We start from the raw sequence: 13,731 nt of genomic DNA on the forward strand, positions 1-13,731 counted from the left end.
TGTTTTAGTGAAAATGGAGGGGGTTCAGCGTTGTTTCACGCCCAATCGCTGGGGTCGACTTCGATACTACGCGCGGGGTGCGCTGCGGCCTGTTTGTGCGCATGCCATGTGGTTGGTTGTGGGTGCCAGATTTGGTGGGGTGTCAGTTGACACAGTGGTTGAATGTGCCGGCCCCATCGCGAGCAGGCTCGCTCCCTCATTAGACCGAGTCGCCTATAAGAACGCGGTCACTTGTAGGAGCGAGCCTGCTCGCGATGGCGGACTGACAGGCGACCTCTATCTCAGATCCGGAAACTCCCCACCAACTGATTCAACCGCGCAGCCTGTTGCTCCAGCTCGGTACAGGCCCGTAATGTCGACTGCAAATTCTCCACCCCTCGCTGATTCAGGGTGTTGATCTGCGTGATGTCGACATTCAAAGCCTCGACCACGGCGGTCTGTTCCTCGGTGGCGGCAGCGACGGATTGGTTGACGTTGTCGATCTCGCCGATGCGTTGGGTCACGCTGCCCAGACAAGTGCCGGCCAGGTTGGCGATGTTGACGCTTTCTTCGCTGTGCTGCTGGCTCTCGGTCATGGTGATCACCGAATCCCGCGCACCCACTTGCAGCTCTTCGATCATCTGCTGGATCTCCAGCGCCGAGGTCTGGGTGCGCCCGGCCAGGCCGCGCACTTCGTCGGCGACTACCGCAAATCCACGGCCCGCTTCACCGGCGCGCGCCGCTTCGATCGCGGCATTGAGTGCCAACAGGTTGGTCTGTTGCGAGATGCCCTTGATCACTTCGAGGATCTGTCCGATGTTCACGGTCTTGTCGTTGAGCACCTCAATGTTGGCGCACGACGCACTGATCTTGCCGGACAGCGCGTTCATCACTTCAATGGTGCGCTCCACCACTTGGCGACCGTCCTCGGCCTGTTGCCGTGCGGCGGAGGCTTGCTGCGAGGCGTCGGAGGCGTTATGCGCGATTTCCTGGGCGGCGGCGCCCAGCTGATTGATCGCGGCGGCCACGCTGTTGGTGCGGGTGGACTGATCGTCGAAATTGCTCAGGGATGAATGGGATGCCTCCAGCACCCGCCGCGCCCCCTCGTTGACGCCAAGGGCTGCCGACGACACCTCGCGAATCGAGTGGTGAATGCGTTCGACGAAGCGGTTGAACGCGGTGGCCAACTGGCCGATCTCATCCCGCGATTGCACGGCCAGGCGACGGGTCAGGTCGCCTTCGCCGAGGGAGATGTCCTCCATGACCCGCGTCAGCGCTTGCAGCGGGCGGGTGATGCGTTGCGCGGTGTACCCGATCAACAGCAGGCCGAGCAGGGCCGAGCCGCCGCCCAGCAGCAGTTCCAGTGCGGTGCTTTTCACGCCTTGGGCATCGAGTTGCTGTTGCAGGGCGCTCACCGGTGCCAGCAACACTTCCTGCGGTACACCCACCAGCACACCCCAGGGCGCGGCCCCGGCAATCGGTGGCAGTGGCTCCAGGACCTTGATCTGCTGCGGGTCGACAAACACCTTCGGTCGGCCTTGGCGCAAGGCGTCCATGACCTCGGCATTGTCCATCGGCTGACCCAGGCGAGTGACGTCCTGACTGTTGGCGGAGATCACCCCGCGAGGGCTGACGATGCTGATCTGGCCGTGGCCGTCGAACAATTGCAGCGCACTGGTTTGACTGTCCTTTTGCAGCGCGGCGAGGTTGATGTCGAGACCGACGACGGCGATGACGTTGCCGTTCTCCAGCAGCGGGAAGGCGACGCTGGTTACCAGTTTGCGGCTGCCGGATGCTTCGTCGAAGTAGGGCTCCAGAACGCACGCCTGGCGGGTGTCGCGGGCGCAGGTGTAGAAGGCGTTGTACGGTGCGCCGCTAGGGCCTGGCTCGGTGTTGGCGAGCAGGCCTTCGTCACCGATCACCGCTTGCAACTCGCCCGGTTTGCTTTGCACCCAGTAGAGCGAGAAGCGTCCGGTTTCGTTGCTGCCCAGGTCCGCCTGATTGGCGAAACCGGCGTCGGCACCGTCCAGGGCGTCCGGCTCGAAAATGACGTAAAGCCCGAGCAGGTCGGGCTTGTCGATCAGGGCTTGGTGAAGCTGGGTGCTCAGCGCCTGGCGCAGTTGGGGGCGGGTGAGGGTCCCCTGATGCTGGAGTTGCCTCAGATAAAGCAAATACCGCGACAACCCCTGGCCAAATTCGTGGGTCTGCATGAAGGTGCGTTGCACCTGCATGGCCTGCACCTTGCCCAGGGCCTGCATGTGTTCCCTGGCCGCGTCGGCGAGCATTTTGCCGCTGGCCTCGGCCACCTGCTGGCTGCTCTGATGAGTCTGGTACAGTGACAGCCCCATCAGCAAACCCACCACCAACAGCAGGCAGAGGCCGGCGAGCAGGGTGATTTTGCTCTGGATCGTGAGGAATTTTTTCTGCATGGGAAATGCCTTTTTCCTTGAAAGCACTGATGCCGGCAACGCGTCCCCCTGTAGGAGCGAGCCTGCTCCGGGCGGCGCTCCGACGATGGACGTCAACGATGACGCGCACATCCTGAATGAACGCGTTGTCCAAATATTTTTCGCGAGCAAGCTCGCTCCTACAGGGGGGGCAGGCCGAATCAGAACGTCGTGGCGAAAATAACCTGGCTATAGACGTTCTTGTCGTTGTTGCCCAACTGCGTACCGCCCTGATCGGCGCTCTTGTCCGGCTGGAACAGGCCGATCAGCGGCATCACCGTGAGGTGGTCGTTGACATGCCACTCGGCGTACAGATCCGTTTCGTGGCCATCGGTGTTGCCCAGGTTGCGGTCGATGGTGTCGTAGTTGAAGTACATCGCGCCGAGGTTCAGATTCGCCAGCGGCGAGACGGTGAACTTGAGTTGCTGGATGCGCGAGTTGGTGTTGAACGGGCCGGCGTAGTTGCCTGCCACTTCACCCTGGAACCAGGTACCGAAGCCGCGACTGAAACCGTAGAACAGGGTGTCGTAGCCTTCCGAGAAACGGCTGTAGCGGTAGCTGGCATAGGGCGTCCATGGCACGGCGGAAAACGTCCAGCCGGCTTCCAGGTACCAGGCGTCTTCGTTGGCAGCGTGGGGTTTGTCCTGCTTGGCGTATTCGCCGGAGAGGAACAGGTCCTTGACCCCGGCATTGCCCGTTGCGCGCAGGCTGTAGGTCTTCATGCCGTCGCGTTCCAGTTGCGCCGGGGAGGCGTACTGTTCGTCGACATCGGTGGTGTCGATGTAGGTCAGGCCGACAGTGCCGGCTTCGGCCACGTGTTCCAGGGTGCCGACATACATTTCGGTCTTGGCCTGGGCGCGGTTGTCGGATTTGAGCCACATCAGGTCGCCGCGCCAGCCTTCCTTGCCACCGATACGCAGCACGGCGGTTTCGTCGAACGCCTTGCGCGCGGCCAGCCAGTAGGCGCCGCCGCGATTGAACTCACCGTCGGCCAGGCCCTTGCCCATGTTCAGCGCGTCGCCATCGATCAGGAAACCGTCGCCGACCACGATGTTCTGGCGACCGAACGACAGGTCGATACCGTCTGTACCCAGGACCGGAAAAAGATCGCTCGAGCGCCAGCCGAGGTAGGCGTCTTCGAATTTGGTGGTGCGTTCCGAACCGTCGCTGAAACCGGCGGCATCGCCGTCACCCCAGGTGCCGGAGCTGAGCAGGTTGCCCGCGCCGTAAGCAGTGCCGGCACCGGCCAGCCCTTTGTCGAAACTCAGGCCGTACTTGATGTAACCCTCACGCCACGACGACGAACCTTCATCGAGACGGCCCGACAGGGCGTAGTTTTCCTGGCTGTGGAAAATGCCGAAAACCGCTTCCAGAGTGGCGTTCAGGTGACTGTCGCTATCGGCGTAGAGTTCATAGGCTCCGGCCTGACCTGCGCTGATCATCAGCGCGAGGGTAGAGAGTCGAAGCAAGGGGGACTTGAGCATGGCGTGACATCCGTTCTTGTTCTTGAGCGCAGGTTTGCGGTCTTTTTAGATACTAAGGTCCGGATTCCTTTCGCCCTTTTTCCTGTTTGCCAATTAGTTGGTTGTGCTTGCCAGATTGCATGGCAAGGAATTTTTGCTGCTTTGTTTCCCTGTGGGGAGCGAGCTTGCTCCCACAGGGAAAAGCGAAGGTACATTCGAGCGATCTGGCAGACCCGCCAACACAACTGGCACGCAGGGAAAAACCTGCGAATCACCGACCACCGACAATCCTGATCAACCCTGCCGGAGCACCGTTGCCCCGGCACTTTCAGAGTTGGCGTTCGCCTGCTGGCGAATGCGCGGATTTTCAAGGTCGTTTCCCATGTTTACCTCCCTGCGTTTGCCCCTTATCGGTTTGCTGTCATTCACTGTGGCCCAGGCGGCGCTGGCAGCCGATTGCGCCCCCGATCAACGCCACGGCGCCGAGGTGTTTGCCAATGAATGCGGGGTTTGCCACTCGGTGACCAAAGGCGCGACCGGCATGATGGGGCCGAACCTGGCGGGTGTGGTCGGGCGCAAGTCCGGCTCGCTGGAAGGCTTCAACTACTCGCAAGCCATGCGTAACAAGAACATCGACTGGCAAGCCGAGAACATCGCGCAGTTGATCACTCAGCCCCAGGCCTACGTGCCTGGCACCTACATGCCTTACATGGGCCTGGCTTCGGCGGACGATCGCCAGGCGGTCGTGTGCTTCCTCAAAGAACAACACTAAGCGGCCGGCTTCCTGGCTGACCCTACCTTCACACCGAACGGTTTTATTGAAAGGTGAATTATGAGCAACGTTGAAATCCTGCCGCAGGTGGCTGCATTTATCGAACGCCGCCATGGCTGCTTCATTGACGGTCAGTGGGTGTTTGCCGAAGGCGAGCGCATTGCCGTGGTCAACCCGGCCACCGGGCAGACCCTCTGCGAAACCCTCGATGCACCCCTGGAGATCATCGAGCAAGCCGTGCAGTCATCGCACAAGGCATTCAAGTCCGGGGTCTGGTCGGCACTGCGCCCGGCAGATCGCGAGCGCATCCTGCTCAACTTCACCCGCCTGGTGGAAGAGCACGCCGAGGAACTGGCGCAACTGGAAACCCTGAGCCAGGGCAAGTCGATCAACATGGCCCGCGCCCTGGACCTGAACGCCACCGTGGAGTTTATGCGCTACATGTCCGGCTGGGCGACCAAGATCGAAGGGCAGACGTTCGACGTGTCGATCCCGCTGCCACCGGGTGCCAAGTTCACCGCCTTCACCAAGCGTGAGCCGGTGGGTGTCGTGGTCGGCATCGTGCCGTGGAACTTCCCGCTGCTGATCGCCGCCTGGAAACTGATGCCGGCGCTGGCCACCGGTTGCACGGTGATCATCAAGCCGGCCATGGAAACCCCGCTGACCGCCATGCGTCTGGCGGAACTGGCGCTCGAAGCCGGCATTCCGGCAGGTGTGTTCAACGTCGTGACCGGTGGCGGTGCCTCGGTCGGTGGCGTGTTGACCCAGCATCCACTGGTGAGCAAGGTCTCGTTCACCGGCTCTACCGCTGTGGGTAAAAGCGTCGGCGTGGCGTGCATGGCCAACATGACGCGTTTCTCCCTGGAGCTGGGCGGCAAGAACCCGATGATCGTGCTCGCCGACGCCGACATCGAGAAAGCCGTGCAAGGGGCGATCCTCGGCGGTCTGCTGAACAATGGCCAGGTGTGTGCCGCGGCTTCGCGTTTCTACGTGCATCGCTCGATCCACGACCCATTCGTCGAAGCCCTGGCGGCGGCGGTGTCGGCGATGCCGATGGGCGCGGGCATGAACGGTGACGCTGCGATCAACCCGCTGGTCTCGCGCAAACAACAGCAAAGCGTGCTCAAGCACATCGAACTGGCTCGACGGGAAGGCGCACGCGTGGTCTCGGGTGGCGAATTGGTCGAAGGCGACGGCTTCTTCGTCCAGCCGACGATCCTCGCCGACATCGACCACAGCATGGCCGTGGCCCGCGAAGAAGTGTTCGGACCGGTGCTGGGCGTGATGCCGTTCGACGATGAAGAGGCCGTGATCGAACTGGCCAACGACAACCGCTACGGCCTGGCCGCCAGCCTGTGGACCAACGACCTGAGCAAAGCCATGAACCTGGTGCCACGCATCGAAGCCGGTACGGTCTGGGTCAACGCTCACGTGCTGCTCGACCCGGCGATGCCGTTCGGCGGCGTCAAGCAATCGGGCATGGGTCGCGAGTTTGGTCGTGCGGTGATCGAGGCCTACACCGAGCTCAAATCGGTGTGCATCGCGCATTGATGCAAGGGGCGCTGGCGGCGTGATCGGGCATCACGCCGCCGGTGGCGGCTTCGCCAGTTCAATCCCGGCGGCGCCCAGTCGCTTGAGTATTTCAAACAGCAGTTCGCTCTTGATCGAGCCGACCGTGCGCGGGCTGGCGACGTAACCGGTGATCGTCAACGTCATGCCTTCCGGTTTGAGCTGGCTGAAGCGCACGAACGGCATCGGTTTTTCCAGGATGGATTCGTGCTCGCAGAAAGTGTCGTACAGCAGGTTGCGCACCTGTTCGGGGTCGATGTCCAGCGGGAAGGTCAGTTCAAGTATCGCCACGCCTTGGGCGCTGCCGCCGAGGGTGACGTTGCGCAGGTTCTGCGAAATCAATTGCGAGTTCGGCACGATGACGATCGAGCGGTCGGCCAGTTGTATTTCGGTGGCCCGCACATTGATCCGGCGGATGTCGCCTTCAACCCCGCTGATGCTGATCAGGTCGCCGACCTTGACCGGGCGTTCGGTGAGCAGAATCAGGCCAGAGACGAAGTTCTTGACGATCTCTTGAAGGCCGAAGCCGATCCCCACGGACAAGGCGCTGACGATCCACGCCAGGTTGGTCCACTTGACCCCCAGGGACGACAGCATCAGCAGGATCACCAGGGCATAGCCGATGTTGGAAAACAGCGTGCTGAGCGAAGCGCACATGCCGGGGTCCATTTCCGTTTTCGGCAGCAATTCGTTGTCCAGCCAGCGGCTCAGGGTGCGCACCAGATAGATGCCGATCAGCAGCGCCAGCACGCCGTGCAGCAGGTTGGCCGGGACAATGTTCAGTTTGCGCAGGCCGTCGCCGCCGAGCATCGCCAGTATGTTGTTGGCCAGTTGCCCGAGTGTCGAGCCCACCCCGCCGACCAGCAGCGAGATGAAAGCGATCAGTAACAGGGCGGCGCGACCGACGCCGGACAAAATGACCGAGATCTGCTCCAGGCGCGTATCGCCAATGCCCAGCAACTGTTTGAGCGTCTTGCCGGTGGGTTGCCGAGGCGAAAACAGATACTCGCAGCCGTCCTTCAGCAGCTGTATCAGCAAATAGAAACCGGCAAAAATGATGAACAGCCAGACCAGTTCGTAAGTGATGAAGCGCGATAACGACACATAGCCGACAAACAGGGCGAGCAGCGAGACCACCGTCGCGATACTGGCGAAGGCATACACCACGCCGGCCAGCGTCCGGCCGCCCTCTGGCGCGGCGCCGGCCACCACCATGGCCCGGCGGGTTCTGCTGACTCGCAACAGGATCGTGCCGATTAAGGTGGAGATCACCAGCGCCACCAGTCCCCGGACCGAGATCACGACCTCCGTGCTCATGCCGGTGGCGTTGGTCAATTGGGCCAGTGACACCATTACCAGCAGGGCGGCGGCCAAGCGCCGCGGAAAGGGTTTGAGCGCCAGTGCCACCTCGTCGGCAATGTCCGGCAGGCGCCATGAAGGATGCTGCGTGGACAATAGCGCGCGGCTTAAACCGGTAATCATCACGCAGGTGTACACGATCTTTTCGAAATCCTCGGAAAACCCCACCAGTTGCGGAGTCAACGGCAGTTCGCGGGTGAGGGCAAAGAACAGGATATGCAGGGCGATACCGGCGGTCAGCACCGTGGCGATGACCGACGCGAGCGCAAGGGTGCTGCGGCGCAATCGCCCCTCGGGCATCCGGTGAATGCACAGCCAGGTCAGTCCTCGTTCGGCGAGCCGGCGGCCGAGGCCCCACAGGAGCGCGGCGAATATCACGAGCACGCAGGTCAGGAAGCGCTTGCCCGGTTGCCAGACCGAATGCAAGGTGTCGCCCGCCTGCTGCATGAAGTCGACCAGCCGTTGCCGGTCGTCGGCGGGCGGATCGAACAGCGGCGCCCAGAACCAGGGATTGAGGATGCTCCGGGTGCGTTGGGTCACTTCGGTTTCCAGCAGACTGCGTCGAATGGCGGCAATCTGGGTGAGCAACTCGGCGGCACTGGCTTTGATCGCCGCCAGGGTTTTCAGCTTGTAATCGACCTTGTTCTTTTGCTCACTGAGCGCCGCCCTCTGGCTGGCGATGTCGGACTTCTCCAGATCGGCCTCGGCCAGCGGCGCAGGGCTCAGCACCCCCAGTTGAGACTGCAATTGCGCCTGTTCGGGCAATAGCAGTGCCGACAGGCGATCAGCCTCCTTGATCAGCACCTGAACCAAATCCTGCGGGGTTTCCAGTTGGTTGTAGTTACTGACTTGGGAGACCTGCTGTTTGAGGCTGTTGAGTTGCCCTTGCAGTGTCTCCAGATCACTGTCGGTAACCCTGACGACGGCGCTGCTCGCACCGGGGGTCGGGACATCGGGCATGGGCGCCGCCAGCATTGCGCTGCCCGGCGCCAGTAGCACGAAGGCGATGAACATCACGAACTGCAAGGCATTGCGCATAGGCGTGCTCGACCGGTGGTGAGTCATTTAGCCTATGAGGTTAGGTCATGACGCGCACGTTAGAGCGTTGTTTGGTCGGATGCGCCGGGCGATGGCCGGTATCCCGAGGGTGTGGTGAGGGCGCTTGCTTGCGCCGGGTTGCATCGCAGTCCCCTTTTTGGGGCTGCTTCGGCGCTCCGACAAACGCCCTCGCCACAGGTTGGTGTTGGTTCTGGACAGTCCGGGCTCAGGCCAGCATCGACATCAAACCGCCCTGGTGATCGAGCTTGGCCAGGTCGTCGAAGCCGCCGATATGCGTGTCGCCGATGAAAATCTGCGGCACGCTGCGCCGTCCGCTGCGGCTGAGCATTTCTTCGAGTTTGCCCGGCTGGGTCTGAATGTTGATTTCCTGCATGTTGATGCCTTTGCTCGCCAACAGGGACTTGGCGCTGCGGCAGTAAGGGCAGGTGTCGGTGGTGTACAGGGTCACGGTGTTCATGGTTGGTTCTCCGTTCTTGAAGTGGCTCAGGCATCGATGGCCGGGAAGTCGATATCGGTCAGCGCGACGTTGTTCAGGTAGTTGGTCAAGGTTTGCGAAGCGACATGGGCGACCACTTCGACGATCTTGCCGTCGTCGATACCGGCGGCGCGCGCCGCTGCAATCTGCCCGGCGCTCAAATGGCCGCGACTTTCAGTGATCTGCTGTGCCAGCAGGGCATAGGCATCGAGCTTGCCTTCACGGGCACTGCGGATGTCCTGGCTGGAGAGCCCGGCCTTGCCGGCAAACAACGTGTGGGCCGCCAGGCAGTAGTCGCAGCCGTTGACCTGGGACGTGGCTAGGAAGATCGCTTCCTTTTCCTTCGCGCTCAGGGAGGTCTTGCCCAGTGCCGCCGAGTTTTGCAGGTAGGAGGCGAGTACGGCGGGGGCGTGGGCCAGGACTTTGAACACATTGGGCAGGAAGCCGATTTTCTTTTGCACGCCTTCCAGCAGCGGGCGGGTGGCGTCGGTGGCAAGTTCAAGGCTGAGAGGGGCAATGCGGGTCATGATGATTCTCCGAGGATTTTAGCGCGACAGGCGCTGGGTACGGAGTTCATGCTAGTGATCTGGACTGGTCTATTGGGTGCAAATCGTCGACGATATGCGACAGATCGTCCAGAACTGTTCTCGGGAGCCTCCCCATGGATCGCTTGTCCACGTTGCTCACGCATTTCGGCGTCAATGCCGGCACCTTTCACAGCGGCACGTTTTGCGGCACCTCGGCGTTCGATGGCAGCCAGTCGTGCGGTCATCTGCACCTGCTGCAGGCCGGCGAGGTTTCCCTGAAACTGGCGGATGAGCGAGCGCTGGACATCACCGAGCCGACGCTGATCTTCTTTCCACGGCCCTATCGTCACCGCTTGTCCGCGACGCAAGCCTCGGCCACCCAGTTGGTCTGCGCCTCGCTGAACTTCGACGGCGGCTCGGGCAATGCCCTGGCCGCCGCGTTGCCGGATTACATGGTGCTGAAACTTGATGAGATCCCGGCCCTGGCCAGCACCCTTGAGTGGCTGTTCAAGGAGGCTTTCGACGGCACCTGCGGCCGTGAAGCGGTCATGGACCGCCTGTTCGAGCTGCTGGTGATTCTGTTGCTGCGGCACATGCTGAGCAGCCGCAATCAACAGCCGGGGATGATGGCCGGTCTCGCCGACTCACGGCTGGCACGTCCCCTGAACCTCATGCACGAAGCGCCCGGCAAAGCCTGGAGCGTGGCGGAACTGTCGGTGGCGGCCAACATGTCGCGGGCCAGTTTCGCCGAGCATTTCCGGCGGGTGGTCGGGCAGACTCCGGTGGATTATCTGGTGAGCTGGCGCATCAGCCTGGCGCAGAAACGCTTGCGCGAAGGCAAGCCCATTGCCTTGATCGCCGAAGAGGTCGGTTACGAAAGCCCCTCGGCACTGGCCCGGGCGTTTCGGCGTAAAACCGGGGTGAGTCCACGGGAGTGGAGAGGGTAGCGCTGATGATCCAGTGCAAGCATGCCGATGAGCCTGTTGCCGCCGACGATGGGCGACGTGTCCTGGTCGATCGCCTGTGGCCACGCCATTGGCCCAAGGCCCCGGCGTCGCTGCATGCCTGGCTGCCCGACCTTGCTCCCTCGATTGATCTGCATGAGCGGTTCACGGCCGGCGAGCTGGATTTTGAGCAGTTCGCGACGGCGTATCGACAGGCACTGGCGGCTCATCCGACGCATTGGTGGGCACTGCTGCCGCTGGCCGAGACAGGCACGCTGACCCTGGTTTGCGCCGCCCAGGACCCGCTGCAAAATCATGCGCTCGTCCTCGCGCAATGGCTGGAGGAGGAACTTGATCGGTATGCGGGCTTCAGTTCGCCCGTGTGTTGGCGGGATGAGTTTCCGGATTATTGAGCGGTTATATGTGTGCCCTCTGATGTTTCGGTCTGGAAAGTCGGCGCCCTTGATTCCACACTTTGTTACCGCATACCCCAGCCGGGTGTGAAAACCTGCGTTGGTAACAATCTCCCAGGTGGCTTCACCCCTGCGCTCACTTGCCTGCCAAGCCCATCCCAGAGCGCTGTGCGCGCTTTCTCAAGCGGTCAATCCGAGAATTGGCCGGGTGATTGCATATGCTTGTCTGTACAAGTACTTGCGTGTGCATAAGACGCTACGCCGCGCAGTACTCGCGCTCTTGCGGCACACGTTCTTTCGATGGTCCTTGGGAATAAAACAATGAAAAAAACATTTCTCACCGTTTCTGCATTGGCTTTGTGTAGGGCTGCCGGTTCCGCGCCGGCCAAGGAGTACAAGGCGTTGCGTTTTGGCGATCTGAATCTCTACAGCGGCAAATAATGACCCTGCGCCCATCTGCGGATGGGCACTTTTTTGATTGATGTAGGGCTGCTCAATGCTAGAAATCCTATTGCAGAATCTCGGACTGTCAGGCTTCAGCCTCAAGGGCTTCGGCCCACTGTTGCTGGAAGGCTCCTGGATGACGGTCAAATTGTCCTTTCTGTCCTTGCTGGTCAGCGTTGGCCTGGGCCTGATCGGCGCCAGCGCCAAACTGTCAAACGTCAAACTGCTGCGGGTTCCGGCCCAGCTCTACACGACGCTGATTCGCGGCGTGCCGGACCTGGTGCTGATGCTGTTGATTTTCTACAGCCTGCAAACCTGGCTCACCAGCCTGACCGAAGCACTGGGCTGGGACTATATCGAAATCAACCCCTTTAGCGCCGGGGTCATTACCCTGGGCTTCATCTACGGGGCTTATTTCACCGAAACCTTCCGTGGCGCGATCCTCGCCGTGCCCCGCGGGCAGATGGAAGCCGCTACCGCCTACGGCCTGACCCGCGCCCAGCGCTTCCGCTTCGTGGTGTTCCCGCAAATGATGCGCTTTGCCCTGCCGGGCATCAGTAATAACTGGATGGTGATCCTCAAGGCCACCGCGCTGGTCTCGATCATTGGACTGGCCGATCTGGTCAAGGTGGCCCAGGACGCGGGCAAGAGCTCCTATCAGCTGTTCTTCTTCCTGATCCTGGCTGCCTTGATCTATCTGGTGATAACCACCGTTTCGAACTACGTCTTGCGCCGGATGGAAATCTTCTACGCTGCAGGTGCCCGGGAGGCCGTGCGATGATCGAGCTACTGCAGGAATACTGGCGTCCCTTCCTTTTCCAGGACGGCAGTCACATCACCGGGCTGGCCATGACGCTCTGGCTGCTCAGTGCCTCGATCTTCTTCGGCTTCGTGATGTCGATTCCGTTATCGATTGCCCGGGTCTCGACCAACGTCTGGGTGCGCTGGCCGGTGCAGTTCTACACCTACCTGTTTCGCGGTACGCCGCTGTATATCCAGTTGCTGATTTGCTACACCGGCATTTACAGCCTGGCCGCCGTGCGCGCTCAACCAGTCCTGGATGCGTTCTTTCGCGATGCGATGAACTGCACCATCCTGGCCTTCGCCCTGAACACCTGCGCCTACACCACGGAGATTTTCGCCGGGGCCATTCGCAGCATGAACCACGGTGAAGTCGAAGCGGCCAAGGCTTACGGCCTGACCGGCTGGAAGCTATATGCCTACGTGATCATGCCGTCGGCCCTGCGTCGCTCGTTGCCGTACTACAGCAACGAAGTGATTCTGATGCTGCACTCGACCACCGTGGCGTTCACCGCGACCATCCCGGACATTCTGAAAGTCGCTCGGGACGCCAACTCGGCGACCTTCCTGACCTTCCAGTCGTTCGGCATTGCCGCGTTGATCTACCTGGCAGTCACCTTCTCCCTGGTCGGCCTGTTCCGCCTGGCTGAACGCCGTTGGTTGTCTTTCCTCGGCCCGGCTCACTAATTCAGGATGCTTGTTCATGTACAAACTGACCGTTGAAAACCTGCACAAAAGTTATGGCAACCATGAAGTCCTCAAGGGCGTTTCGCTCAATGCCAGGACCGGCGATGTGATCAGCCTGATTGGCGCCAGTGGTTCGGGCAAGAGCACTTTTCTGCGTTGCATCAACTTCCTGGAAACGCCCAATGACGGCGCCATGAGCCTGGACAACCAGCCAATTCAAATGGTCCATGATCGCCACGGCATGCGCGTGGCCGACGCCAATGAACTGCAACGCATCCGCACTCGCCTGGCGATGGTGTTCCAGCACTTCAACCTGTGGAGCCACATGACCGTGCTGGAAAACATCACCATGGCCCCACGTCGGGTGCTGGGCGTCAGCAAAAAGGATGCAGAGGATCGCGCCCGGCGCTACCTGGACAAGGTCGGTTTGCCGGCGCGGGTTGCCGATCAATACCCGGCGTTTCTCTCGGGTGGTCAGCAGCAACGGGTCGCCATCGCGCGTGCCCTGAGCATGGAACCGGAGATCATGCTGTTCGACGAGCCGACTTCGGCCCTGGACCCGGAGCTGGTGGGAGAAGTCCTCAAGGTGATCCAGGGGCTGGCCGAAGAAGGCCGCACCATGATCATGGTGACCCACGAAATGAGCTTTGCGCGCAAAGTGTCGAACCAGGTGCTGTTCCTGCACCAGGGGCGGGTCGAAGAGCAGGGTGCGCCTGAGGACGTATTGGGTAACCCAAAAAGTGAGCGCCTGCAGCAATTCCTCAGCGGCAACCTGAAGTAACCGGAGCGCCT

The 13,731-nt window shown here is 61.3% G+C and carries 12 protein-coding genes and 2 pseudogenes; 8 read left to right on the forward strand and 6 right to left on the reverse strand.

The window, feature by feature from the left end; all coding sequences use genetic code 11:
- Positions 1-281 precede the first annotated feature (281 nt).
- The 3 genes and pseudogenes from F7R06_RS31465 to F7R06_RS15025 form a co-directional block, all read right to left on the reverse strand.
- A complete protein-coding gene (locus F7R06_RS31465; RefSeq protein WP_425415220.1) occupies positions 282-1,112 on the reverse strand; it encodes a methyl-accepting chemotaxis protein in 831 nt (276 codons plus the stop codon).
- 27 nt (positions 1,113-1,139) lie between these two features.
- A pseudogene (locus F7R06_RS31470) lies at positions 1,140-2,519 on the reverse strand (methyl-accepting chemotaxis protein); the annotation flags it as partial.
- Positions 2,520-2,587: 68 nt separating this feature from the next.
- Entirely contained in the window at positions 2,588-3,910 is a 1,323-nt protein-coding gene (locus F7R06_RS15025) for an alginate export family protein (protein ID WP_090319907.1), read from the reverse strand.
- 361 nt (positions 3,911-4,271) lie between these two features.
- Between F7R06_RS15025 and F7R06_RS15030 the strand changes: the two genes are divergently transcribed.
- Positions 4,272-4,661: a c-type cytochrome gene (locus tag F7R06_RS15030; protein ID WP_090319911.1), complete on the forward strand. Its 390-nt coding sequence runs from the start codon at positions 4,272-4,274 to the stop codon at positions 4,659-4,661.
- Between the two features lie 60 nt (positions 4,662-4,721).
- The gene (locus F7R06_RS15035; RefSeq protein ID WP_090319914.1) at positions 4,722-6,212 is read left to right on the forward strand and encodes an aldehyde dehydrogenase family protein; all 1,491 of its coding nucleotides are present in this window, start codon (positions 4,722-4,724) and stop codon (positions 6,210-6,212) included.
- A gap of 30 nt (positions 6,213-6,242) precedes the next feature.
- Here the strand turns inward: F7R06_RS15035 and F7R06_RS15040 are convergent, their stop codons facing one another.
- From F7R06_RS15040 to F7R06_RS15050, 3 genes are all read right to left on the reverse strand, one after another.
- Positions 6,243-8,627 (reverse strand): DUF3772 domain-containing protein, encoded by a 2,385-nt coding sequence (locus F7R06_RS15040; RefSeq protein WP_090319918.1) that lies wholly within the window; start codon positions 8,625-8,627, stop codon positions 6,243-6,245.
- 226 nt (positions 8,628-8,853) lie between these two features.
- Positions 8,854-9,105 (reverse strand): glutaredoxin 3, encoded by a 252-nt coding sequence (gene grxC, locus F7R06_RS15045; protein ID WP_090319921.1) that lies wholly within the window; start codon positions 9,103-9,105, stop codon positions 8,854-8,856.
- A gap of 26 nt (positions 9,106-9,131) precedes the next feature.
- Positions 9,132-9,650 (reverse strand): carboxymuconolactone decarboxylase family protein, encoded by a 519-nt coding sequence (locus F7R06_RS15050; RefSeq protein WP_090319924.1) that lies wholly within the window; start codon positions 9,648-9,650, stop codon positions 9,132-9,134.
- Positions 9,651-9,784: 134 nt separating this feature from the next.
- Between F7R06_RS15050 and F7R06_RS15055 the strand changes: the two genes are divergently transcribed.
- From F7R06_RS15055 to F7R06_RS15080, 6 genes and pseudogenes are all read left to right on the forward strand, one after another.
- Complete coding sequence (locus tag F7R06_RS15055) at positions 9,785-10,597, forward strand: AraC family transcriptional regulator (RefSeq protein ID WP_090319927.1); 813 nt, start codon at positions 9,785-9,787, stop codon at positions 10,595-10,597.
- A 5-nt stretch (positions 10,598-10,602) separates the two neighbouring features.
- Positions 10,603-11,007: a DUF488 domain-containing protein gene (locus tag F7R06_RS15060; protein ID WP_090319930.1), complete on the forward strand. Its 405-nt coding sequence runs from the start codon at positions 10,603-10,605 to the stop codon at positions 11,005-11,007.
- 321 nt (positions 11,008-11,328) lie between these two features.
- Positions 11,329-11,421, forward strand: a pseudogene (locus tag F7R06_RS15065) (ABC transporter substrate-binding protein); the annotation flags it as partial.
- 82 nt (positions 11,422-11,503) lie between these two features.
- Positions 11,504-12,232 carry an ABC transporter permease gene (locus tag F7R06_RS15070; RefSeq protein ID WP_090319933.1) on the forward strand — a complete coding sequence of 243 codons (729 nt, stop codon included), beginning with the start codon at positions 11,504-11,506 and terminating at the stop codon, positions 12,230-12,232.
- The gene (locus tag F7R06_RS15075) at positions 12,229-12,939 is read left to right on the forward strand and encodes an ABC transporter permease (protein WP_090319936.1); all 711 of its coding nucleotides are present in this window, start codon (positions 12,229-12,231) and stop codon (positions 12,937-12,939) included. The genes F7R06_RS15070 and F7R06_RS15075 overlap by 4 nt, the downstream gene beginning before the upstream one ends.
- 16 nt (positions 12,940-12,955) lie before the next feature.
- On the forward strand, positions 12,956-13,720 hold the full coding sequence (locus tag F7R06_RS15080) for an ABC transporter ATP-binding protein (RefSeq protein WP_007936956.1): 765 nt from the start codon (positions 12,956-12,958) through the stop codon (positions 13,718-13,720).
- Positions 13,721-13,731 lie beyond the last annotated feature (11 nt).

Origin of the sequence: Pseudomonas moorei (genome assembly GCF_008801475.1) — a bacterium.
Taxonomy (GTDB): Bacteria; Pseudomonadota; Gammaproteobacteria; order Pseudomonadales; family Pseudomonadaceae; genus Aquipseudomonas; species Aquipseudomonas moorei.

Excerpts from the sequence above, each read along its gene's own strand:
- F7R06_RS15025 (WP_090319907.1), bottom strand. The coding sequence starts at position 3,910 with ATGCTCAAGTCCCCCTTGCTTCGACTCTCTACCCTCGCGCTGATGATC.
- F7R06_RS15030 (WP_090319911.1), top strand. The coding sequence starts at position 4,272 with ATGTTTACCTCCCTGCGTTTGCCCCTTATCGGTTTGCTGTCATTCACT.
- F7R06_RS15035 (WP_090319914.1), top strand. The coding sequence starts at position 4,722 with ATGAGCAACGTTGAAATCCTGCCGCAGGTGGCTGCATTTATCGAACGC.
- F7R06_RS15040 (WP_090319918.1), bottom strand. The coding sequence starts at position 8,627 with ATGCGCAATGCCTTGCAGTTCGTGATGTTCATCGCCTTCGTGCTACTG.
- grxC (WP_090319921.1), bottom strand. The coding sequence starts at position 9,105 with ATGAACACCGTGACCCTGTACACCACCGACACCTGCCCTTACTGCCGC.
- F7R06_RS15050 (WP_090319924.1), bottom strand. The coding sequence starts at position 9,650 with ATGACCCGCATTGCCCCTCTCAGCCTTGAACTTGCCACCGACGCCACC.
- F7R06_RS15055 (WP_090319927.1), top strand. The coding sequence starts at position 9,785 with ATGGATCGCTTGTCCACGTTGCTCACGCATTTCGGCGTCAATGCCGGC.
- F7R06_RS15060 (WP_090319930.1), top strand. The coding sequence starts at position 10,603 with ATGATCCAGTGCAAGCATGCCGATGAGCCTGTTGCCGCCGACGATGGG.
- F7R06_RS15070 (WP_090319933.1), top strand. The coding sequence starts at position 11,504 with ATGCTAGAAATCCTATTGCAGAATCTCGGACTGTCAGGCTTCAGCCTC.
- F7R06_RS15075 (WP_090319936.1), top strand. The coding sequence starts at position 12,229 with ATGATCGAGCTACTGCAGGAATACTGGCGTCCCTTCCTTTTCCAGGAC.
- F7R06_RS15080 (WP_007936956.1), top strand. The coding sequence starts at position 12,956 with ATGTACAAACTGACCGTTGAAAACCTGCACAAAAGTTATGGCAACCAT.